Source organism: Vibrio sp. 10N.261.46.E11, assembly GCF_041472735.1.
In the GTDB taxonomy this organism is placed as follows: domain Bacteria; phylum Pseudomonadota; class Gammaproteobacteria; order Enterobacterales; family Vibrionaceae; genus Vibrio.
Genome location: NZ_JBFRQW010000020.1, coordinates 69076 through 90701, shown reverse-complemented (window position 1 = coordinate 90701; position 21626 = coordinate 69076). Strand labels below are relative to the sequence as shown.

At 45.3% G+C, this 21626-nt stretch carries 19 protein-coding genes and 1 other annotated feature; of the genes, 11 read left to right on the top strand and 8 right to left on the bottom strand.

Features of this window, described 5'->3' with window-relative positions; genetic code table 11:
- The first annotated feature begins 125 nt into the window (after positions 1-125).
- A complete protein-coding gene (locus tag AB4407_RS07300) occupies positions 126-608 on the top strand; it encodes an RNA methyltransferase (RefSeq protein ID WP_017629620.1) in 483 nt (160 codons plus the stop codon).
- 210 nt (positions 609-818) lie between these two features.
- Here the strand turns inward: AB4407_RS07300 and rluB are convergent, their stop codons facing one another.
- The 3 genes from rluB to rnm all read right to left on the bottom strand — a co-directional run bounded on the left by rluB (position 819) and on the right by rnm (position 3550).
- A complete protein-coding gene (gene rluB, locus AB4407_RS07295; protein WP_017055112.1) occupies positions 819-1853 on the bottom strand; it encodes a 23S rRNA pseudouridine(2605) synthase RluB in 1035 nt (344 codons plus the stop codon).
- 159 nt (positions 1854-2012) lie between these two features.
- Positions 2013-2633, bottom strand: coding sequence for an L-threonylcarbamoyladenylate synthase (locus AB4407_RS07290; RefSeq protein WP_009848751.1), 621 nt, complete (start codon positions 2631-2633; stop codon positions 2013-2015).
- 62 nt (positions 2634-2695) lie between these two features.
- Entirely contained in the window at positions 2696-3550 is an 855-nt protein-coding gene (gene rnm, locus AB4407_RS07285; RefSeq protein ID WP_048659601.1) for an RNase RNM, read from the bottom strand.
- Positions 3551-3670: 120 nt separating this feature from the next.
- Here rnm and AB4407_RS07280 point away from each other — a divergent pair, with 120 nt between their 5' ends.
- The 8 genes from AB4407_RS07280 (at position 3671) to AB4407_RS07245 (ending at position 12459) form a co-directional block, all read left to right on the top strand.
- Complete coding sequence (locus AB4407_RS07280; RefSeq protein ID WP_009848753.1) at positions 3671-3796, top strand: trp operon leader peptide; 126 nt, start codon at positions 3671-3673, stop codon at positions 3794-3796.
- Positions 3743-3857, top strand: a sequence feature (Trp leader region). It overlaps the preceding gene by 54 nt.
- Positions 3858-3982: 125 nt before the next feature.
- On the top strand, positions 3983-5572 hold the full coding sequence (locus AB4407_RS07275) for an anthranilate synthase component 1 (protein WP_372119928.1): 1590 nt from the start codon (positions 3983-3985) through the stop codon (positions 5570-5572).
- A 2-nt stretch (positions 5573-5574) separates the two neighbouring features.
- On the top strand, positions 5575-6219 hold the full coding sequence (locus AB4407_RS07270; RefSeq protein ID WP_372119926.1) for an aminodeoxychorismate/anthranilate synthase component II: 645 nt from the start codon (positions 5575-5577) through the stop codon (positions 6217-6219).
- 9 nt (positions 6220-6228) lie between these two features.
- On the top strand, positions 6229-7224 hold the full coding sequence (trpD, locus tag AB4407_RS07265; RefSeq protein ID WP_372119924.1) for an anthranilate phosphoribosyltransferase: 996 nt from the start codon (positions 6229-6231) through the stop codon (positions 7222-7224).
- 26 nt (positions 7225-7250) lie between these two features.
- Positions 7251-8702 (top strand): bifunctional indole-3-glycerol-phosphate synthase TrpC/phosphoribosylanthranilate isomerase TrpF, encoded by a 1452-nt coding sequence (gene trpCF, locus AB4407_RS07260; RefSeq protein WP_372119922.1) that lies wholly within the window; start codon positions 7251-7253, stop codon positions 8700-8702.
- Between the two features lie 129 nt (positions 8703-8831).
- Positions 8832-10022: a tryptophan synthase subunit beta gene (gene trpB, locus AB4407_RS07255; protein ID WP_372119920.1), complete on the top strand. Its 1191-nt coding sequence runs from the start codon at positions 8832-8834 to the stop codon at positions 10020-10022.
- Positions 10022-10828, top strand: coding sequence for a tryptophan synthase subunit alpha (gene trpA, locus AB4407_RS07250; RefSeq protein ID WP_372119918.1), 807 nt, complete (start codon positions 10022-10024; stop codon positions 10826-10828). The genes trpB and trpA overlap by 1 nt, the downstream gene beginning before the upstream one ends.
- Before the next feature lie 311 nt (positions 10829-11139).
- Positions 11140-12459 (top strand): dicarboxylate/amino acid:cation symporter, encoded by a 1320-nt coding sequence (locus AB4407_RS07245; RefSeq protein ID WP_372119916.1) that lies wholly within the window; start codon positions 11140-11142, stop codon positions 12457-12459.
- An 85-nt stretch (positions 12460-12544) separates the two neighbouring features.
- On the opposite strand, the gene AB4407_RS07240 is transcribed toward AB4407_RS07245, so the two are convergent.
- The 4 genes from AB4407_RS07240 to AB4407_RS07225 all read right to left on the bottom strand — a co-directional run bounded on the left by AB4407_RS07240 (position 12545) and on the right by AB4407_RS07225 (position 17676).
- Entirely contained in the window at positions 12545-13498 is a 954-nt protein-coding gene (locus AB4407_RS07240) for a class I SAM-dependent methyltransferase (protein ID WP_009848763.1), read from the bottom strand.
- An 8-nt stretch (positions 13499-13506) separates the two neighbouring features.
- Entirely contained in the window at positions 13507-14205 is a 699-nt protein-coding gene (locus AB4407_RS07235) for a TIGR01621 family pseudouridine synthase (protein ID WP_372119914.1), read from the bottom strand.
- Positions 14206-14438: 233 nt separating this feature from the next.
- Positions 14439-16055 (bottom strand): methyl-accepting chemotaxis protein, encoded by a 1617-nt coding sequence (locus AB4407_RS07230; RefSeq protein ID WP_372119912.1) that lies wholly within the window; start codon positions 16053-16055, stop codon positions 14439-14441.
- Between the two features lie 187 nt (positions 16056-16242).
- Positions 16243-17676, bottom strand: a complete 1434-nt coding sequence (locus tag AB4407_RS07225) for a sodium-dependent transporter (protein ID WP_372119910.1) — start codon at positions 17674-17676, stop codon at positions 16243-16245.
- Between the two features lie 367 nt (positions 17677-18043).
- Between AB4407_RS07225 and cls the strand changes: the two genes are divergently transcribed.
- Both cls and AB4407_RS07215 read left to right on the top strand, forming a co-directional pair.
- Positions 18044-19498, top strand: coding sequence for a cardiolipin synthase (gene cls, locus AB4407_RS07220; protein ID WP_372119908.1), 1455 nt, complete (start codon positions 18044-18046; stop codon positions 19496-19498).
- Between the two features lie 183 nt (positions 19499-19681).
- Positions 19682-20866 carry a cystathionine beta-lyase gene (locus AB4407_RS07215; RefSeq protein ID WP_372119906.1) on the top strand — a complete coding sequence of 395 codons (1185 nt, stop codon included), beginning with the start codon at positions 19682-19684 and terminating at the stop codon, positions 20864-20866.
- A 178-nt stretch (positions 20867-21044) separates the two neighbouring features.
- Here the strand turns inward: AB4407_RS07215 and AB4407_RS07210 are convergent, their stop codons facing one another.
- Positions 21045-21611, bottom strand: a complete 567-nt coding sequence (locus tag AB4407_RS07210) for a DNA-3-methyladenine glycosylase I (RefSeq protein ID WP_372119904.1) — start codon at positions 21609-21611, stop codon at positions 21045-21047.
- Positions 21612-21626: the final 15 nt, after the last annotated feature.

Below are 21626 nucleotides of genomic sequence, written 5' to 3'. Positions count from 1 at the left end.
CATGAGTAAACAAGTATTCATGTACGCGAGTTAAAAGTTAGCCGAGCCGATTGCTCGGCTATTTTTATCACGCTGTTTCCCATCATGACTACCTACTTTCATCATCAACGTTAGATTCACTGATTATGACCAAAGCAAAAACGGACACACAATCGAAAGGCTATGCCTGCATTGGCCTAGTTAACCCAAAGACGCCGGAAAACGTAGGCTCTGTAATGCGAGCGGCTGGCTGCTATGGCGCCAACTCTGTGTTTTACACGGGCACACGCTACGACCACGCGCGAAAATTCCATACCGACACCAAAGAGAAGCACCTAGCGTTGCCTCTAATTGGTGTTGAAGATCTGAAAGACATTATTCCTGTAGGCTGCGTACCTGTAGCTGTTGATCTGATTGAAGGTGCTAAGCCGCTACCTGATTACAAGCACCCACCACGCGCGTTTTACATTTTTGGCCCTGAAGACGGCACGCTAAAGAAAGAGATCACAGACTTCTGTCGTGAGACGATTTACGTTCCGACCAACGGCTGTATGAATCTAGCAGCATCAGTGAATGTTGTGCTTTACGACCGACTGGCGAAAGGCGATAACTTCTCGAATCATAAGTAAAAGATTCGAAAAAATTTGTAGATGTGCGTAAACGAGATAAGAGATGCGAGAGCACACTTACTGTCGATTATAGCAGTATGTTTTCGCCACTCAATTACTCACATCCCTCATCTTCTATTGCTTCAGACGTAAAAAAACCTGCTCAATGAGCAGGTTTTTTAGTATTCAGTGCTTTCAGCTAATGAAGCTTACGCGTAAGAACTTACGTAATTACTGACGTGTTCTTGGCTTAGCTGGTTTAGCCGGACGACCGTTGTTCAGTTTAGGCTTACTTTTATTAGCCTGAGGTTTGCCTTTGTTTGCAGCTGGAGCGCTACGACCTGAATCAGGTGTTGTTGTACCGCGAGTTGCAGGCTTCTTGCGTTTAGTTTGGTTACTGCGGCCTTTTGGTGCGTTAGCACGCTCTTCGTGACGCTTAACAGCACGACGAATTTTTTGGCTACGAGAACGCTCACGCTTACGAGAAGTGTTTGAAGGATCAAGATCCAACAAAGTCTCTTTCTCTGGCTTAAGCTCAACAAGTTCACGCAAGTAGTTAACTTCTTGAAGATCTAGCTCTTTCCAACCACCACGAGGCAGTTTCTTATCAAGGTAGATATCACCGTAACGTACACGTTTCAGGCGGCTTACTGTTGTTTCTTGAGATTCCCAAAGACGACGAACCTCACGGTTACGACCTTCGTTAATCGCTACGTAGAAAGTATGGTTCATACCTTCACCACCAGCGTAAACCACATCTTCAAAACGAGCCATGCCGTCTTCTAGTTGTACGCCACGAGTAACGTTTTTAACTTTTTGCTCAGTCACTTCACCGAATACACGTACTAGGTACTCACGCTCAACCTGACGGCTTGGGTGCATTAGACGGTTTGCAAGCTCACCATCAGTAGTGAAAAGCAAAAGACCCGATGTGTTTGCATCAAGACGACCAACTGAAATCCAACGAGAACCACGGATCTTAGGTAGACGATCGAAAACAGTGCGGCGGCCTTCAGGATCGTGACGAGTACAAAGCTCACCTTCAGGTTTGTAGTAAGCAAGTACACGACAAACCACTTCTTCAGAAGCCTTGCCTGAAACAGTATGGCCATCGATACGGATCACTGAGTTCTCGTCTTCAAGACGCTCACCCAGTTTCGCAACTTGACCGTTAACACTTACACGACCAGATTTGATTAAACCTTCTAGTTCACGACGAGAACCGTGACCAGCTCGCGCTAAAACCTTCTGTAATTTTTCGCTCATTTACTCTTTTCTACCTAATTGTCGTCTTCACAGACGTCGAATGAATTTTTCGCGACCAAATCGCGGTCGCGTATTATCGCAAATAACCTGCCAAAAAGCACTTGTTATTTACTGTGGCAGGTTTGCTGTATCGTTACAGACTGTTAATCAGTAAAGCGATTATTCAAACGGCGCAGGATCGCCCGCACCACGACGCAGAACTACGGCATCATCGTCACTGAAGTCAATAACCGTCGTCGGTTGCTCACCTAAGTAACCGCCATTCAAAATGACGTCAACTGCATGCTCTAGGCTGTCACGAATTTCTTCTGGATCCGACTCAGTCGTCTCGTTACCCGGAAGAATCAGAGACGTCGACATCAGTGGTTCGCCCATCGCTTCCAACAGGTCGAGTGCAATCTTGTTGTCTGGGACACGAATACCAATCGTTTTACGCTTGGCGTTCATCAAACGCTTTGGCACTTCTTTGGTTGCTTTGAAAATAAACGTGTAAGCACCTGGCGTGTGCGCCTTAAGCAGACGGAAAGCCACGTTATCGACGCGTGCATACAGTGATAATTCAGAAAGATCACGGCATAACAACGTGAAGTTGTGCTTGTCATCGATACGACGAATTTTACAGATACGTTCAAGTGCTTGTTTGTTTTCAAGCTGACAGCCCAGCGCATAACCGGAATCTGTTGGATAAACCACAACACCGCCATTGCGAATAATCGCAACCGCTTGAGTAATTAAGCGTGCTTGTGGGTTATCTGGGTGTACATAAAAAAACTGGCTCATTGTTGATCCTCGTTATCGAATCTCTCGACTCTATCATCAGAAGGAGCTGGTTCACCTCAAGACTATTCAGATGGTGAAACCGTTTGAAACTCCCAATCTTTCCATACTTCTTCGACCCCAGAAGGTAGCCAGAGATTACGTCCAAGTTCCATCCACGGAGATGGGTAATGGAAATCACTGCCTTGGGAGGCTAATAGTTTGTATTGTATAGCATAATCCGCGAGTGTGCGTCTTTCTTGTTGCGCTTGCTGAGGTTGAGCGACTTCCATCGCATCCCCTTTCGCTTCAACAAATGCAGCGAGAAGGCGCTTAACCCACTTGGCTGTAAGGCCATATCGCCCGGGGTGAGCAAGTACAGCTTGACCACCAGCGGCATGAATAGCCGTGACAGCATCACTCATTGAACACCAAGTTGGCGGCACATAACCTGGGTTATTGCGAGTAAGAAACTTTTTAAACACCTGCTGCATGGTTTTTGCGTAGCCGTTGTCGACTAACCACTTAGCAAAGTGAGCGCGAGTAATAGGCGCATCACCCGCAATCAATTTAACTTCTTCTAGCACCCCTTCACGAGTCGCTTTCTCAAGACGTTGAGCAATCATCTCTGCGCGTCCAATACGGTGTTGCTTCTGTTGTTCAATGAGCGCTTTGAGTTCTGGTGACTCAGGATCAACGTTTAACCCAACAATATGGATATCTTTGTTTTGCCAAACAGTCGAAATCTCAATGCCGTTGATCAACTGAATCGGAAGGTTGTTATCAGCAATATAGCTTCGTGCTTCAGCAAGCCCATCAGTCGTATCATGATCTGTAATCGCTAGCGCTTCGATGTTAAAGCCAAGCGCTCGGTCAATTAGCTCAGGTGGAGTAAGTCGGCCATCTGAGGCTGTTGTATGACTATGTAGATCAATTCTCATATATTCTTTTTCATTGTTTTCAATTTTTATCGTTATATTTGTGTCAACACACTTGACCCGCAAGCGGAAAACTAGTTAACTAGTACACAAATACGCAGTATCACATTTGATAGGTTCACCATGTTACAAGAATTTAACCAAAACCATAAAGATAAAGTTTTAGAACTTTCTTCAGTAGAAGCAAGTTCAGAGCTTAATTGGTGGCGCACTTGGACAAGTTCTTGGTGGGCTAACGTGTACTTCTAGTTAAACAGTTTGTTTATAAAAAAGTTATCACTAAGCCCGCTTTCATAGCGGGCTTTTTAATTTGTCGAACATCTCACATTCAACTGACTAACAAATCATCGAATTGACCATATTCTAGATTGGGTGAAAGGTATCTTTATGCGACTATGTACGGCAGGAAATTTAAAGAATCATAAAGGAGGTCTTGTGAACAAGGCCATTGAAATCAAAAAGCTGGGAACCATTGAGGTCATCAATTCATCAGTTCCTTACTCGCAAGATCCAACCAGCGTTTTCCATACTCTGTGTGAAAACAAAACAGACAGTTTGCTGTTGGAATCGGCTGAGATTGAATCTAAACAGAACCTGACAAGCCTACTCCTTATCGACTCTGCTGTTCGCATCGTATGTCGCGGACATGAAGTAACCTTTCAAGCATTGACTGAAAACGGTCAAGCGCTAATTGAACACCTTACTCAAAACGTTAAAGCAGAAATTAAATCTGACCTGACTGATAACGTTTTGACGCTGACTTTTGTCGAGCCAAGCAATGAATTAGATGAAGACTCACGTTTAAGAGAAGCCTCTTCATTCGACGCACTGCGTTTAGTTCAGCACAGCTTTGAGCAAGACGCGGATAATAAACACGCGTTATTCATGGCGGGCCTATTCGCTTACGACATCGTGGCAAACTTTGAACCACTCGGTGATGCTGAAGCAACCAACAATTGTCCTGACTTTGTATTCTACGTTGCGGAAACACTGTTGCGTTTCGACCACCAAGAGAACGAAGGCCTGCTTCACGCAAGCTTGTTCACTCAAGATGAGAGCGTTAAAGCTCAATTAACTGAGCGCCTAGCTGACATTCAAACACAATGTCAGTCACTGAAAGCCATCACGGAAGTCACGCCACTCGACAACGTTGACGCTGTACCAAGCGTTTCAGATGAAGACTTCTGCCAAACGGTTCGTGATTTAAAAGAATACGTAGTTAAAGGCGATGTGTTCCAAGTGGTACCTTCACGCCGCTTCACGCTACCTTGCCCTGCTCCATTGGCAGCTTATAAAGAACTGAAACAAAGTAACCCAAGCCCTTACATGTTCTACATGCAAGATGAGCGGTTTACTCTGTTTGGTGCTTCTCCAGAAAGCGCGCTGAAGTACGAAACTGAAACCAACCAAATCGAAATTTACCCAATTGCTGGTACTCGTCGTCGCGGTAAGCGCCCGAATGGCCAAATTGATTTCGACCTCGATAGCCGCATTGAACTTGAACTGCGTACCGACAAGAAAGAAAACGCTGAGCACATGATGCTAGTCGACCTAGCTCGTAACGATGTGGCACGTATAGCAGAAGCAGGTACTCGCCACGTAGCAGACTTGCTGAAAGTTGATCGCTACAGCCATGTAATGCACTTGGTTTCTCGTGTTGTTGGTCAACTACGTGAAGACTTAGATGCCCTGCACGCTTACCAAGCTTGTATGAACATGGGTACGCTAACAGGCGCACCAAAAATCCGCGCTATGCAGCTTATCCGTGACGTAGAAAAAACACATCGTGGTAGCTACGGTGGTGCAGTCGGTTACCTAACCGGTGAAGGCACTTTAGATACGTGTATCGTGATTCGTTCTGCTTACGTTGAAGATGGCATAGCACAAGTACAAGCGGGCGCGGGCGTGGTATTCGACTCAGACCCACAAGCAGAAGCAGATGAAACTCGCGGCAAAGCTCAAGCGGTCATATCTGCGATTCAAGCTGCACATACTAAGAACATCTCAAATAAGAAGGAGTCGTAATCATGGCTGATATTGTATTCATCGATAACTTCGACTCGTTCACATACAACCTTGTAGACCAGTTTCGTTCATTAGGTCACAGCGTGAAAATTTACCGTAACAACATTCCTGCAAAAGTAGTTGAAGCGGCGATTAACGAATTAGATAACCCTGTCGCACTGCTTTCACCAGGCCCTGGCGCTCCAGCAGATGCGGGTTGCATGCCAGAGCTGATTCAGCTGCTAAAAGGCAAAGTGCCAATGATTGGTATTTGCTTAGGTCACCAAGCGATTGTTGAAGCCTACGGCGGCACCGTTGCAGGCGCTGGCGAAATCATTCATGGTAAGGTGTCGATGATGGAACACCAAAATCATGCGACTTACCAAGGCTTACCTTCGCCGCTGGCTATCGCTCGCTACCACTCTTTAGTAGCAACGCATGTATCTGATAGCTTAACAGTGACCGCTGAAGTCGATGATTTAGTAATGTCTGTGGTTCAAGAGCAAGACAAGGTGTGTGGATTCCAATTCCACCCTGAATCAATTATGACAACCTACGGTGCAACGCTTCTAGCAAACGCTATCGAATGGGCTCTTGAGAAACCTATTCATTTAGAGAAAAGCTCTCGCCTTGAGCAGACAGCTACTCTTGATAAAAAGACTAACTAGGACGAAATCATGGAACAGATTAATAAACTTTACGAACAGCAATCTCTTACTCAAGAAGAAAGCCAACAGTTATTTGATGTGATCATCAAGGGTGAGCTAGACCCAATCTTAATGGCTTCGGCTCTGACTGCATTGAAAATCAAAGGCGAAACACCGGACGAAATCGCTGGTGCGGCGAAAGCACTGCTTGCTAATGCAAACCCGTTCCCACGCCCTGATTACGATTTTGCAGACATCGTAGGTACAGGTGGCGACGGTCACAACACCATTAATATCTCAACGACTTCTGCGTTCGTTGCCGCAGCGTGTGGCTTAAAAGTCGCGAAACACGGTAACCGCAGTGTATCGAGCAAATCGGGTTCTTCTGACCTACTGGATTCATTCGGTATCAACCTAGCGATGACAGCAGAAGACACACGTACGGCTGTTGATGAACTTGGCGTAGCATTCCTATTTGCTCCGCAGTATCACGTCGGTGTACGTCACGCGATGCCTGTTCGTCAAACAATGAAAACACGCACTATCTTCAACATCCTTGGTCCACTGATTAACCCTGCTCGCCCTAACATCGAGCTAATGGGTGTGTACAGCAAAGAGCTAGTACGCCCTATCGCAGAAACCATGCTACAAATGGGCATGAAGCGCGCGGCAGTTGTTCACGGTAGCGGCCTTGATGAAGTAGCGATTCACGGCGAAACCATCGTTGCTGAAATCAAAGATGGCGCAATTCACGAATACACAGTGACACCGGCAGACTTTGGTTTGAACACTCACCCGCTTGAAGCTATCAAGGGCGGCGAGCCAGAAGAGAACAAAGCTATCACAACAGATATCCTGACGGGTAAAGGCACTGAAGCCCAAGTTGGCGCAGTAGCCGTGAACGTTGCTTTGCTGATGCGTCTATTTGGTCACGAAGATCTAAAAGCCAATGCACAGCAAGCGATTGGCGCAATGAACTCTGGCAAAGCCTACGAGCTTGTACAAAAGCTTGCTGTACACGCCTAATGAACGACGGAGTTGAGACAAAGAACATGACACAAACTACCGATAAACTGTCGACCCACGTTTCAGTCAAAGAAGCTGAAATGGCGGAAGTATTAGCAAAAATCGTTCGTGATAAATACCAATGGGTTGCAGCGCGTAAGCAAACCCAACCATTGGATGAGTTTAAAGCAGCGTTAACCGCAACAGACCGCAGCTTTTATGATGCAGTGAGCGGCGAACAAACGGTTTTCATCACTGAATGTAAGAAGGCATCTCCGTCAAAAGGGTTAATCCGTGACGAGTTTGATTTGGACTGCATTGCATCGGTGTACAACAACCACGCAAACGCCATTTCAGTGCTGACAGACGAAAAGTACTTCCAAGGTGACTTTGAGTTTTTACCTAAGGTTCGCAGCATCGCTAAGCAGCCAATCCTGTGTAAAGACTTCATGGTGGATACCTACCAAGTTTATCTCGCTCGTCACTACTCAGCAGATGCGATCTTGTTGATGCTATCGGTGCTGAATGACGAAGAGTACCAAGCACTTGCGGAAGTTGCTCATTCACTGAGCATGGGTGTGCTTACAGAAGTCAGCAATGAAGAAGAGCTGCACCGCGCAGTGGCTTTAAACGCTAAGGTTATCGGCATTAACAACCGTAACCTGCGTGACCTTTCGACGGATTTGAACCGTACTAAAGAGTTGGCTCCGCTGGTTCGCGAACTGGCTCCAAACGCAGTCGTGATTTCAGAGTCTGGCATCTACACACATCAACAAGTGCGTGACCTTTCAACGTTTGCAGATGGCTTCCTAATCGGCAGCTCTCTTATGGCTGAAAAGAACCTTGAACTGGCCGTTCGTAAAGTAACGCTGGGCGAAAACAAGGTGTGTGGTTTAACTCACTCTGACGATGCCGCGAAGGCTTATCAAGCTGGTGCGGTATTCGGTGGTCTGATTTTCGTTGAAGCGTCTAAGCGTCATGTGGATATCGAAGCGGCTCGTTTAACCATGAGTGGTGCACCGCTGAACTACGTGGGTGTGTTCCAAAACCACAGCGTAGCAGACGTTACGAAAACGGTATCTGAGCTAGGCCTATTCGCTGTGCAACTGCACGGTGATGAGTCTCAAGCGTTTGTCGATGAACTAAAACAGTCACTGCCTGAAAACGTTGAGATTTGGAAAGCTTACGGTGTGGCTTCTGGTGGTGAAAACGGTGCTAAAAGCGCGCTACCAGAATTACTGAAAAGCAACGTGACTCGTCACCTGCTAGATACTAAAGTGGGTTCGCAAACGGGTGGTACAGGCCAAGCGTTCGATTGGAGCCTGATCAACAACCAAAGCGCAATCATGTTAGCGGGTGGCCTAAACCCAGAAAATGCTAACCAAGCGGCTAAGTTGGGCTGCTTAGGATTAGACCTAAACTCTGGTGTTGAATCCGCTCCTGGTAAAAAAGACGCAGACAAACTGCAACGTGCTTTTGCAGCAATTCGTAATTACTAGCACAAGCTCGCGCTAGAAATTAGAAAGCAGAAATTAGAAACCTATTTGTGAGCTTTGCCTTTGCAAAGCTCAAACAAGATTAAATGACTTGGTGTGAAGACACATCAATAGAATTGAAGGAATAAGATAATGGCTAAACTCGATGCCTACTTCGGTGAATACGGTGGTCAATACGTACCGCAGATCCTAGTGCCAGCACTAGACCAACTAGAACAAGCATTTATCGATGCACAAGCCGATCCTGAGTTCCGCAGTGAATTCATGACGCTTCTGCAAGAGTACGCAGGTCGTCCAACGGCACTAACGCTAACGCGTAACCTGACTAAAGGTACAAAAACCAAACTGTACCTAAAGCGTGAAGATCTACTTCACGGCGGTGCTCACAAGACAAACCAAGTACTTGGTCAAGCGCTGCTAGCAAAACGTATGGGTAAGCAAGAAATCATCGCTGAAACTGGCGCTGGTCAACATGGTGTTGCTACGGCTCTAGCATGCGCTCTATTAGGTCTTAAGTGTCGTGTTTACATGGGTGCGAAAGACGTTGAACGTCAAAGCCCGAACGTGTTCCGTATGAAGCTAATGGGCGCAGAGGTTATCCCTGTTCATTCTGGCTCTTCAACGCTAAAAGATGCATGTAACGAAGCGCTACGTGACTGGTCTGCAACTTATGAAGACGCGCACTACCTACTGGGTACTGCAGCGGGTCCTCACCCATTCCCAACGATTGTTCGTGATTTCCAGCGCATGATTGGTGAAGAAACGAAGAACCAAATTCTAGCTCGTGAAGGTCGCCTTCCTGATGCAGTTATTGCTTGTGTCGGCGGTGGTTCTAACGCTATCGGTATGTTCGCGGATTTCATTGAAGAAGAATCTGTACGCCTAATCGGTGTAGAGCCTGCTGGTAAAGGTATTGATACCGACCAACACGGCGCGCCGCTTAAGCACGGTAAAACCGGTATCTTCTTTGGTATGAAAGCACCACTGATGCAAGATGAGAACGGCCAAGTAGAAGAGTCTTACTCTGTATCTGCGGGTCTAGATTTCCCATCAGTTGGTCCTCAACACGCACACCTAAACGCAATTGGCCGTGCTGAATACGACAACGTGACCGATGACGAAGCGCTAGAAGCGTTCCAATTGATTGCACGTAACGAAGGTATTATTGCAGCGCTAGAGTCATCTCATGCTGTGGCTCATGCTGTTAAAATGGCTCACGACGACCCAGAGAAAGAACAGCTATTAGTGGTTAACTTATCTGGTCGTGGTGACAAAGACATTTTCTCTGTACACGACATCCTTAAAGAGAAAGGAGCATTATAATGGATCGCTATCAATCACTATTCACTCGCTTAGCTGAAAAAAATCAGGGTGCATTTGTACCATTCGTAACGGTTGGCGATCCTAACCCTGAACAGTCTCTTAAGATCATGGAAACCTTGGTTGAAGCAGGTGCTGATGCGCTTGAGCTTGGTATCCCATTCTCAGATCCGCTTGCAGATGGCCCAACAATCCAAGGTGCAAATATTCGCGCGTTAGATTCAAAAGTAACGCCAGATGTGTGCTTCGATCTTATTGGTCAAATTCGTGCTAAGTACCCAGAACTGCCAATCGGCCTACTGATGTACGCAAACTTGGTTTACGCACGTGGTATCGATAACTTTTACGAGCGTTGTGCTAATGCGGGTATCGACTCGGTACTGATTGCCGACGTACCAACCAACGAAAGTGGTGAGTTTGTTGCGGCAGCGAAGAAGTTTGGCGTTCATCCAATCTTTATTGCGCCACCAACAGCGAGCGATGAAACACTTCAGTCAGTATCTGAACTTGGTGGTGGTTACACTTACCTACTTTCTCGTGCTGGCGTAACGGGTGCAGAAACAAAAGCAAACATGCCAGTAACCGCACTGCTCGACCGTTTGAACAAGTTCGATGCGCCACCAGCGCTACTTGGTTTCGGTATATCTGCTCCTGAGCAAGTAAAAGAAGCCATCGAAGCTGGCGCTGCCGGTGCGATCTCTGGTTCAGCCGTTGTAAATATCATTGAAAACAACGTAGAGCAACCTGAAGCAATGCTTAAAGCCCTTGCTGAATTTGTAACGCCAATGAAAGCGGCAACACAGAAATAACAAAAAACCTCCTTCTAGGATCAGATTTCACCTAGAGGGAGGTTTTCTACAACACCCTTCCTACGTTCCTTAATGTTAAACGATTGTTCTAAAAAAACTCTTCAAAACAAACCTATAGCACAACAATAACACCAAGCCAATCCATCACTGTCATTTATAAAAAACAATACCCCCGCAACAAGCAAACGTTTGTCCGGCCTTGAAAAAACAGCAAACAATGTTTAATTACTCCTTTTTAGTAGCCTTTCATCTCTGCTCATATTGATAAATGTAAAGGATACGTGTAAAACTCTTCACGAAATAATTCGCCAATGGCACATCGTACATTGGTGGGTAGTTCTGGGATTTTTATATTTAGTAGCACAGAGGTTATGGAAGTGTTAAGAGAAAAGAGTTTACTAAGCAACATCGGCGTTCAAGTCGTTATCGCAATGGTCATCGGTACCGCAGTCGGCGCGATGATGGGTGACAGCGCAACAATGTTCGCTCCACTGGGTGCTATCTTCATCAATTTGATCAAGATGCTAGTTATTCCTCTAGTCGCGGTGGCCCTAATTTCAGGTGCTGCAGGTCTAGGTAATAGCTCATCAGCTGGTAAAGTCGGTGTAACAACACTGGGTTACTTTGCACTAACGTCTGCACTAGCTGTAGCACTAGCGCTTGTAATGGGTGAAGTATTCGAACCGGGTCGTGGTATCGATGTTTCTGGCGTAGAAGGCATGTTCTCTTCTGAATACGCTGCAAAAGGCGAACTTCCAACGTTCTGGGCAACCATCACTGGCATGATCCCTACCAACGTTTTCCAATCATTGAATGAAGCAAACATTCTGCAAATTCTCGTTTTCTGCTTATTCTTTGGTATCGCGCTTTCTAAGCAAACTAAAGAGAAACGTGACCCTATCATCAACGGTGTAAATGCTATCGTTGACGCTATGGTATGGATGATCAACAAAGTTATGATCATTGCGCCACTTGGCGTATTCGGCCTAATGGCTGAAGCCGTGGGTACGTTTGGTTTTGGCGCGCTTATGGTCGTGTTCAAGCTGTTCATTGTTTACATCGCTGCAATTCTTATCTTCGGCTTCGTTGCTTACCCACTGATGATTCAAATCTTCACTAAGACTTCAGCGAAGAAGTTCCTAGTAGCAATGAAGAAGCCTCAAGCGGTTGCACTATCAACGGCTTCATCAATGGCAACACTACCAGTAACAATGGAAACAGTAGAGAAAGAGCTTGGCGTTCGTAACTCTACGGCTTCATTCGTTCTGCCTCTTGGTGCGACCATCAACATGTCTGGTAACGCGATCTACTACGGCCTAGTGGCTATCTTCTTCGCACAGCTATTCAACATCGACCTTTCTATGGGCGCTTACGTTGCTATCATCGTAACGTCTACGCTAGGCGCAGTTGGTCAAGCCGGTGTTCCAGGTCCTTCTTTCCTAGTGGTTGCGGTTCTTCTAGCGGCAGGTATCCCTATCGAAGGTCTACCTCTATTGTTCGCTCTAGACCGTGTCTTCGATATGATTCGTACGGCTCTAAACATCACTGGTGATGCGGCATGTGCAGTCATCGTTGACTCTCTAATCGAAGACGAAGTGAAAGAAGCTGAGCTAGAGAAACAACAAGCTTAAACTTCTTAGAAATTTAAAGACCAAAAAGCCACTCATTGTCGAGTGGCTTTTTTACTTTCAAGCGTTGGTATTTGTTTACCTTAAATTAGGCGTCTTCAGAAACGTTAATTTTAAATCTCAGGACTTTCAAACTTGAATCAAGGTCGACATCGACAAACTCAGGTGGATTATCTAAACGCTCGATAAACTCAACACTTGGCGCTTCTTCTGCCATCGTCTCAATCAAGAAGTTTGGTGACACTGCTGGTGAGTTAACACAAGCAATCACTTCACCACCTTCGGTTAAAAGTTCGGGCAAACGACGCAAGATCTTTTTGTAGTCTTTAGTAAGTGCAAAGCTGCCTTTTTGGAACGAAGGCGGATCGATGATAACCAGCTCGTAAGGGCCGCCCTTTTTGATTTTCCCCCACGACTTAAAAATATCGTAGCCAAGGAAATTAACCGAACGCATGTCGTGTTCATTCAGACGGTGGTTATCACGGCCTTTATTCAGTGATCCGCGAGACATGTCTACGTTCATACATTGTCGAGCGCCACCCGCAATCGCCGCCACAGAGAAACCACAAGTGTATGCGAACAGGTTAAGAACGTTCTTATCCTTAGCATTATCTTGTACCCACTGACGACCATTACGCATGTCTAGGAACAGACCGAAGTTCTGATTGCGGCCAATGTCTAGTTGGTACTTAAGCCCATGTTCAACCACGACTGGTGAGTCGTTCAATTGACCCCACAAGACTTCAGAGGGCGCGCCATCAGCATAACGGTGTTGCAGCACAATGCTTGTGCCCTGTTTTACTTGCCAGATATCTTTGTTAGTGAGGTCGACCAACCCAGTCTTTAGAGATGATAAGAACGCTTGGTCCACTTCTTTAAACACGTTAACCAATAACTGCCCATCAACCCAATCACAAGTGAGTTGATCTAGGCCGGGCCAAAACTTACCACGCCCGTGAAAAATACGACGTAATTCATTCGGCACTTCATTCAATTGCTGTTCAATATGACTAAAAAACAGAGGTAAAGCTGATGCTTCCATTATTTCACTCACTTAGTGTTTAGCTTTGGCCACGTTAATGACCAAGGTTCAAGCCAACTGTCTAAACCATTAGACACGATCTCTTGATGCCATTTCTCCCCCAAAGAGTCGAGGTTTCTTGGATCGCAGACATATTCGTAGGCTTGTGATTGATAGGTAAATCGAATCGCGAAGGCATGCAGATAGCCTCTGTCAGCCTCGTTCGATGGATTGTAAATAGGATCACCAACAATAGCCGAGCCAATGGACTTCATCGCGACACGGATCTGATGAGTTCGCCCCGTATAGGGTTTACATAAAAGTAGACGCTCACCGGGTTCAGCCGTTGCAGATAAAAATTGGGTAATCGCTGGGTTTTCTTTGGTTGTCAGCAGCTTCCAGCTTGAGCGTCGTGAACGCTCCATATCTCCTGAGATCAGCCCCTGCTTTTTCTTCGGCTTCTTGGAGCCTATCGCAAGGTAGTACTTCTCTACTTCACGCTTTGCAAACAACTGTGAAAGTTCACTCGCTGCCGGGGCATCTTTTGCCAGCAGTAGAATTCCTGACGTCATTTTATCGAGACGATGGACTAAATATAGCTTCGGCTCATTGACTGCCTTAGCAACTTCTTGCAATAACATCGTATCACCATCGTCTTTATGGACGCTGACGCCTCGATGTTTGTTTATAAGTAAAAAATCAGAGTGATTCAGAAGAATGTCGAACATGTAAAGGCTAGCTCCATTGTAGAACGTGGAGTATACCGTGTCTGAATCCAGATTCCAGCTACGAAAAAGCCCAACGAGTTCAATAAACATTGAATCGTTGGGCTTATGTTTCAATAGTCAACTTTCACTGGGAAGTCTTTAATCAATTCGCTCTAAGCTTATGTTCTAGACTTATGATCCAGCTCTAAGCTCTAAGCTCTTAGCTCTTAGCTCTAAGCTCTAAGCTCTAAGCTCTAAGCAAGTTTGAACTTACCTACTAAGCCTTCAAGTTCGGCAACTTTAGCATTCAAACCTGATGTGTTCTCAGAGCTGCGAGTCGCTAACTGTAATGACTGTTCAGAGATATCACTGATTGCCGTAATATCCGCTGCGATTTCTTTTGTCACCGCTGTCTGTTCTTCTGCCGCAGTCGCAATTGAGTTAACCATGCTTTGTACGTTGCCCGCACCGCTAACAATTGCTTCTAGAGCCGATACCGCCCCTGTACTTTGCTCTACACCAATTTCAACTAAACGACAGTTGTCTTGAGTGTAAGTCACCGCTTCTTGAGTACCAGACTGAATCGATTGGATGATACCGGACACTTCTTGTGTTGCTTTAGTCGTTCTCTCCGCTAGCGCTCGTACTTCATCAGCAACAACCGCAAAACCACGACCGAACTCACCAGCACGTGCTGCTTCAATAGCCGCGTTCAGAGCCAAGAGGTTGGTTTGTTCAGCGATATCTTCGATTACCTTAATAACACTACCAATCTGCTCGCCATGCGAACCCAACGTGTTCATTTGTAACGACATGTCGCTCATTTGAGTAGACACTTGTTGGATGCTCGCAACCATCTCCACAATCACTTTACGACCGTCTTCTGCAGACGTTTCTGAGCGGCGCGCTTCTTCATAAGTAGAAGTGCCTTGTTGCGCTACTTCCGAAATAGTCAAGCTTAACTCTTCTGCCGCAGTCGCTATCAAGGTCGCTTTATCTGCTTGAGCAGAGGCGCCAGATACGATGTCGTGGCTGATTGATGACAGCTCACCAGTAACGGATTGAACTTGGTTAGTCACCGATGAGATAGAACCGAGCAGATCGACCAATGACTTTTGCATCTGATTGATCGAGTGAGCAAGATCAGCCAACTCATCAGCAGAATCATCAACAATATCTCCAGCCGTCAGGTCACCATTTGCTACGCGGCGTGCAACTTGTTCAACACGTGTCAAACGGTTGGTAATAGAGCTAGACAATACAAATGCAATTACACAGCCAAACACAATCGCAACCGCAGTCAACACCATAATCGTGCGTTCGATTGTAATAAACGAATCCGTTAGTGTTAGCAGAGCTCGCTCCGTATCAGCAATCTCACTTTCAGATGCTTGATCAAGCAAATTTTCAATCGGGATAAGATTACTCTCATACAAAGAGCGAAGCTGCTGGATATTTGATAACAATGCAGTTTCGTCATTAAGCATAGGTACGAGCTTCGATTCAAACTCTTGAGTAAAGCGCCCCATTAGCTCTTCAATTCGCTGAACACGACGATGGTCCTCTGAGCCTTTACTCTCTAAACGCTTTGCTTCTTCAATTGCTTGAGCAAATTGAGTCTTATTAGCTCGATAATCATTGAGCGCATTACCGCCCTGAACAACCGCGCCCAAAGCATCACGGTAAACATCACCAGCTTCATCGATCAATATAAGGTAGGTAACAGTTCCTGGAACATCATCCAGTCTAATTTCATCAGAGCTCTCGTGAGCCCCAATCACTTCTATCGATACAATCCCTACTAACGTGACAAGCACCGCCAATATAGATCCAAAACCCAAATATAGTTTTTTTCTCACTGACAATTTCACAGAACACCTACCTAAAAAAATACAGGCCGATATAGCCTTACCCAAAAACATATCGGCTACCACACTGATAACTTTAGGGAATGGTGTGTTTATTTTTCGAAAATAAATAAGTCAATCACATAAAAAACGGGAGCCAATGGCTCCCGTTTATCAATTAACTTTAGTTTGCGATTAGAATTTCTAAGAATTATAGCTTCTTAGAGATAAGCGCAGAGCCAGCAATAATACCAATACCTAGTAGCATGATTGCACCTTTACCGCTGTCGAAGCCAGAAGAGATACCCATGAACGCTACGATAGCGATCGCTACTGGGATGATGTACTTAACGAGTGTGTACCATAGACCGAATAGTGGGAAAGATACTTCACCGTCGTTAGTGATTTCTTTCTCTAAGTCAGCACGGTTCAGTCTCCAACCAGCGAAGATACAAACCAACATACCGCCAACTGCTAGGAAGATCTTATCTGTTAGTAGATCGAAGATATCGAATGCACCAGTACCAAACAGCGTTGGACCAAAGCCACCAAGAGATAGAGAAGCGAAGATACATAGAATCGCCATAACTACACTTGCAGACAGCACTGCGGTTACACGCTTCATGCCTTTCTCATCAATTAGGTAAGAAACCACAACTTCAAGTAGAGATACTGAAGAAGTTAGTGCCGCAACACTTAGACCAACGAAGAACATAAGAGCAAATAGAAGACCAACTACGCCGCCCATTTCAGCGAATAGCTGAGGAACAACAACGAATACTAGACCAGGACCAGCTGCAGGTTCCATACCGAATGCGAACATTGCAGGGAACATTGCAACACCAGCTAGGATAGCAACGCCTGTATCCATCGCCGTAACCATAGCTGTAGTTTGAACTAGGTTCTCTTTCTTCTTAAGGTAAGAACCGTAAGTCAACATACAACCCATACCAAGAGATAGTGAGAAGAATGCTTGACCTAGTGCAGCTAGGATTACACCGCTGTCTACTTTAGAGAAGTCAGGGCTGAATAGGAATTCAAGACCAGCCATCGCGCCCGGAAGCATGATGCCTTTAATTGATACCACGATAAGGATGATGAACAGAAGTGGCATTAGGATCTTGCCCGCTTTCTCGATACCGCCAGAAATACCCTTCATAACGATGACAACGTTAAGTAGTAGGTATAGGCCCATCCACATAAGTGGTTGAACTGGGTTTGAGATAAAGCCACCGAAGCTGTCGCCAATTGCTTCAGGTGCATCTAGTAAACCACCAGCAATTTTACCGATGTATGCGATAGACCAGCCGCCTACTACAGGGTAGAAACCCATGATAAGTAGACCACTGACTACGCCGATAACACCAGCGAACGTCCAGCGACGGTCAGTTGATTTAAATGCACCTACTGCTGATTTTTGCGTATGACGGCCAATCGCAAATTCAGTCAGCATCACACTGAAACCGATGAAGATTACGAAAAACAGATAAATTGCAACGAATGCACCGCCGCCACTTTCACCTGCTGTGTATGGGAATTTCCAGATGTTACCTAAGCCAACAGCAGAGCCTGCTGCAGCCATTACGAATCCTAATTTCGAACCCCAGGTATCGCGGGGTGTAGTGGTTGTATTACTAGTAGCCACGTTTACTCCAAACTTTTGTGTTATGTAATGTTGTGTTTTGCTTTGTGTGGCGTCATTAAAAGATAAGGTGTATATAATAATTTACACATTTAAAAAATTTGATTGACGCTCGTTATCTAGTAAGTAAACCAGTTTAAGAATACAATTGGAAGCCCGAACCGTATATATTTCGTTATCAATGTAAATCTTTATGGTTAAATGCCGATTTTTCATACAAAACAATTGCATTCGTCTTAAGTTAACTAAAACTTAACAACTTTAACCTGTTTACAGCTTTTGCTCTATTTTGTAAATAGTTGATTCCTTAAATTCCCATATCTGTAAAATAGCATTACTATCCAAGTGTCTCTTTTTTCGAGTATTCAATGTGGAAAAGCTTTACCATTTTTTAACTTTAGCTTCTGTCGCTTTATACTGGGTCCTGGTTGCCGGTGTGACTTTTCGTGTCGTACTAAAACGACGCTCTGTCAGCGTTTCTCTCGCATGGTTGATGGTTATCTACATTATCCCTATTGTTGGCGTCGCTTGTTACTTCCTTTTCGGAGAGCTAAATCTTGGTAGAAAGAGGGCTGAACGAGCACATCGTATGTTTACGCCTTTTGGTGATTGGTTCCGCCAGTTAAATGATTGCCAAGTTCACCTTCCAGGAAAAGTTGGCTCGCCTATCCACAAAATTGATGAGCTATGTAACAATCGGATGGGTATTCCTGCGCTTAGCGGAAACACCCTATCACTGCAAGCTTCTCCTAATGAAATCCTACACGCAATTATCGAAGATATAGAAAACGCACAGACCAGTATCAAGATGGTTTTCTATATTTGGCATCCCGGCGGCTTAACTGACTCCGTTGCTTCCGCACTTATTCGAGCCGCAAAACGCGGCGTTGATGTTAAAGTTTTACTCGACTCAGCAGGAAGTCCGCGCTTTTTCAAAAGTCACTGGCTGTCCATGATGAAAGACGCCGGTGTTCACGTTGTACAAGCACTAGAAGTGAGCCCTTGGCGTATTTTCTTACGCCGCCTAGACCTAAGACAACACCGAAAAATCATCGTGATTGATGAGTCCATCGCCTATACAGGCTCAATGAACATGGTCGATCCTGCTCATTTCAAACAGAGTTCAGGTGTTGGCCAATGGATAGATGTAATGGTTCGAGTCACAGGCCCAACCGTTAACGTATTATCCGCAATTCACGGTTGGGATTGGGAGGTAGAAACGGGTGAACGAATCCTTCCTGATTTACCAGAGTGTCCGGTTGAAGAAGTAATCACGCATCATCCCGTTCAAGTCGTGCCATCGGGGCCTGGTATGCCTGAATATTTGATCCTGCAAGTCCTTACTATTGCGATTAATCAAGCAAACCATTCAGTTCGGATCACAACCCCCTACTTTGTACCGAGTGCCGACTTATTAGAAACACTCAAAATGACGGCACAACGAGGTGTCAGCGTAGAACTCATCATTCCACATAACAACGATTCACTGATGGTTAAGTGGGCTTCTCGTGCTTTCTATACTGAGTTACTTGAAGCCGGCGTGAAGATCTATGAGTTTTACGGCGGGCTTCTTCATACCAAATCGGTAGTGATTGATGATGAGTTTTGCTTAATCGGAACGGTCAATATCGATATGCGCAGTCTATGGCTCAACTTTGAAGTAACGCTAGCCGTTGATGATGTGCACTTCACTCAGCAATTATCTGAACTGCAGCATTCTTACATCGAATCATCGCACCCTATTGAGTTAGAACTGTGGGAGCAGAGAAATTTGCGCAACCGCGTCTTCGAAAGGTTGTTCTACTTGTTCAACCCTCTGCTGTAATGCCATTAATGCGTCCACCGCGGCTCGTCACTCGCCTACTCTCTGATTTTAAACCTTTCATTATAAACGATGTGGAAGGTTAAAAATCGAAAGAAAAGCGCAAAAACTCCTACTCCCCTCTTGCTTTGAAGGCTATTGGCATGTTTTAAATAGGAGATAATCGATTGATAAGGAATTCAAAACATGTCCGAGAACAAAACCACTAAGCTAATCACAGCAGGTCGTGATAAGAAGTGGACCAATGGTGTCGTGAACCCCCCGGTACAGCGTGCTTCAACTGTTGTATTCAACTCAGTAGAAGAGAAACGCAAAGCGACCATTAATCGCGCTAATAAAACGCTTTTTTACGGACGTCGTGGAACCAACACTCATTTCGCTTTCCAAGATGCTATGGTGGAAATCGAAGGCGGAGCAGGCTGTGCACTCTACCCTTGTGGTACGGCAGCCATCTCTAATGCCATTCTGTCTTTTGTAGAAACGGGGGATCATATTTTGATGGTCGATACCTGCTACGAGCCGACTCGTGATTTCTGTGACACCATCATGAAAAAGATGGGAGTAGAGACAACTTACTACGAGCCAACGATCGGTGAAGGTATCCAAGATCTCATCAAACCAAACACTAAAGTGCTGTTTACCGAGTCTCCCGGTTCAGTGACTATGGAAGTTCAAGACATTCCAACACTCGCACGTATTGCTCATGAACATGACATCATAGTGATGTTAGATAACACATGGGCGGCCGGTGTTAACTTCTCGCCATTTGATTTTGGTGTTGATATCTCAATTCAAGCGGCGACTAAATACATAGTGGGTCACTCTGATGTGATGCTAGGAACGGCGGTAGCTAACGAGAAATGTTGGGATCAACTGCGTGAGCAGAGCTACTTGATGGGACAATGCGTTTCACCAGATGATGCTTACCTTGGTCTTCGTGGTATCCGCACTCTTGATGTTCGCCTTCGTCAACACGCAGAGAGCAGCTTGAAAGTCGCTAAATGGTTAGAAACTCGCCCGGAGGTTGACCATGTTCGTCACCCTGCTCTTGAGTCTTGCCCTGGTCATGAGTTCTTCAAACGAGATTTTACTGGCGGCAATGGCCTGTTCTCGTTTGTTCTAAAGAACTCAAACACAAAAGCAACGACCGCACTGCTTGATGGCATGACGCACTTCAGTATGGGTTACTCATGGGGTGGTTTCGAGAGCTTGATTCTAGCGAATGAACCAAGCAGTTTTGATAGCTTAAGAACGGTAGCGAACCCGAACTTCGAAGGTACTCTGATTCGAGTTCATATCGGTTTAGAAGATGTCGATGATTTGATTGCGGATCTAGAAGCTGGATTGGAACGTTACAACGCTCTGGTTTAATTTCGAAAGTTATAGCTATCACACAAAATAGACTCATTTCAAAAAGGTAGGATTGTCCTACCTTTTTACTCAACTCTACGGCATCACAATTCAAGGTTAAACCTTGAATTAAAACCAATGCAACACCTCAACATGATCTTCAATTAAATAAGTCAGATGACCACAAGGCATAACATCGTTATTTTTGTGGACACCCTTCTAAATGATCATTGACCATACCTGTTGCTTGCATAAACGCGTAACAGATTGTTTCTCCTACAAACTTAAATCCTCTTTTCTTCAAAAACTTGCTCATTGCATTAGATTGCTCGGTCGAAGCTGGAACTTGAGACATCTCCGTCCATTGATTGACGATCACCTCATTATCGACAAATTGCCATAAGGCATTAGAAAGAGAGCCGAACTCTTTCTGTAATTCAAGCGTTGCTCGTGCATTGTTGTATACCGAAGCAATCTTGCCCTTGTGTTTAACCACATCGAAATTTTCAATGATGTGCGGCACGTTGTCTTCATTCAGCTCAGCTAGCTTGTTTAGATCGTAATTATCGAACGCGGCACGATACCCTTCACGCTTTTTTAGGATCGTAATCCAACTCAGACCCGCCTGTGCACCTTCTAAAGTAATGAACTCAAACAAAACTTGGTCATCATAAACAGGCACGCCCCACTCTGCGTCGTGGTACTCCCTTTCAAGCTCATGTTTAAGCGCCCATGCACATGTTCTATCCACTGTATTCGCTTCCATTTCGATGGTCTCTTT

Excerpts from the sequence above, each read along its gene's own strand:
- AB4407_RS07235 (WP_372119914.1), bottom strand. The coding sequence starts at position 14,205 with ATGTTCGACATTCTTCTGAATCACTCTGATTTTTTACTTATAAACAAA.
- rluB (WP_017055112.1), bottom strand. The coding sequence starts at position 1,853 with ATGAGCGAAAAATTACAGAAGGTTTTAGCGCGAGCTGGTCACGGTTCT.
- AB4407_RS07300 (WP_017629620.1), top strand. The coding sequence starts at position 126 with ATGACCAAAGCAAAAACGGACACACAATCGAAAGGCTATGCCTGCATT.
- AB4407_RS07215 (WP_372119906.1), top strand. The coding sequence starts at position 19,682 with ATGTCCGAGAACAAAACCACTAAGCTAATCACAGCAGGTCGTGATAAG.
- trpCF (WP_372119922.1), top strand. The coding sequence starts at position 7,251 with ATGACACAAACTACCGATAAACTGTCGACCCACGTTTCAGTCAAAGAA.
- rnm (WP_048659601.1), bottom strand. The coding sequence starts at position 3,550 with ATGAGAATTGATCTACATAGTCATACAACAGCCTCAGATGGCCGACTT.
- trpB (WP_372119920.1), top strand. The coding sequence starts at position 8,832 with ATGGCTAAACTCGATGCCTACTTCGGTGAATACGGTGGTCAATACGTA.
- AB4407_RS07245 (WP_372119916.1), top strand. The coding sequence starts at position 11,140 with ATGGCACATCGTACATTGGTGGGTAGTTCTGGGATTTTTATATTTAGT.
- trpD (WP_372119924.1), top strand. The coding sequence starts at position 6,229 with ATGGAACAGATTAATAAACTTTACGAACAGCAATCTCTTACTCAAGAA.
- AB4407_RS07240 (WP_009848763.1), bottom strand. The coding sequence starts at position 13,498 with ATGGAAGCATCAGCTTTACCTCTGTTTTTTAGTCATATTGAACAGCAA.
- trpA (WP_372119918.1), top strand. The coding sequence starts at position 10,022 with ATGGATCGCTATCAATCACTATTCACTCGCTTAGCTGAAAAAAATCAG.
- AB4407_RS07290 (WP_009848751.1), bottom strand. The coding sequence starts at position 2,633 with ATGAGCCAGTTTTTTTATGTACACCCAGATAACCCACAAGCACGCTTA.
- AB4407_RS07270 (WP_372119926.1), top strand. The coding sequence starts at position 5,575 with ATGGCTGATATTGTATTCATCGATAACTTCGACTCGTTCACATACAAC.
- AB4407_RS07280 (WP_009848753.1), top strand. The coding sequence starts at position 3,671 with ATGTTACAAGAATTTAACCAAAACCATAAAGATAAAGTTTTAGAACTT.
- AB4407_RS07210 (WP_372119904.1), bottom strand. The coding sequence starts at position 21,611 with ATGGAAGCGAATACAGTGGATAGAACATGTGCATGGGCGCTTAAACAT.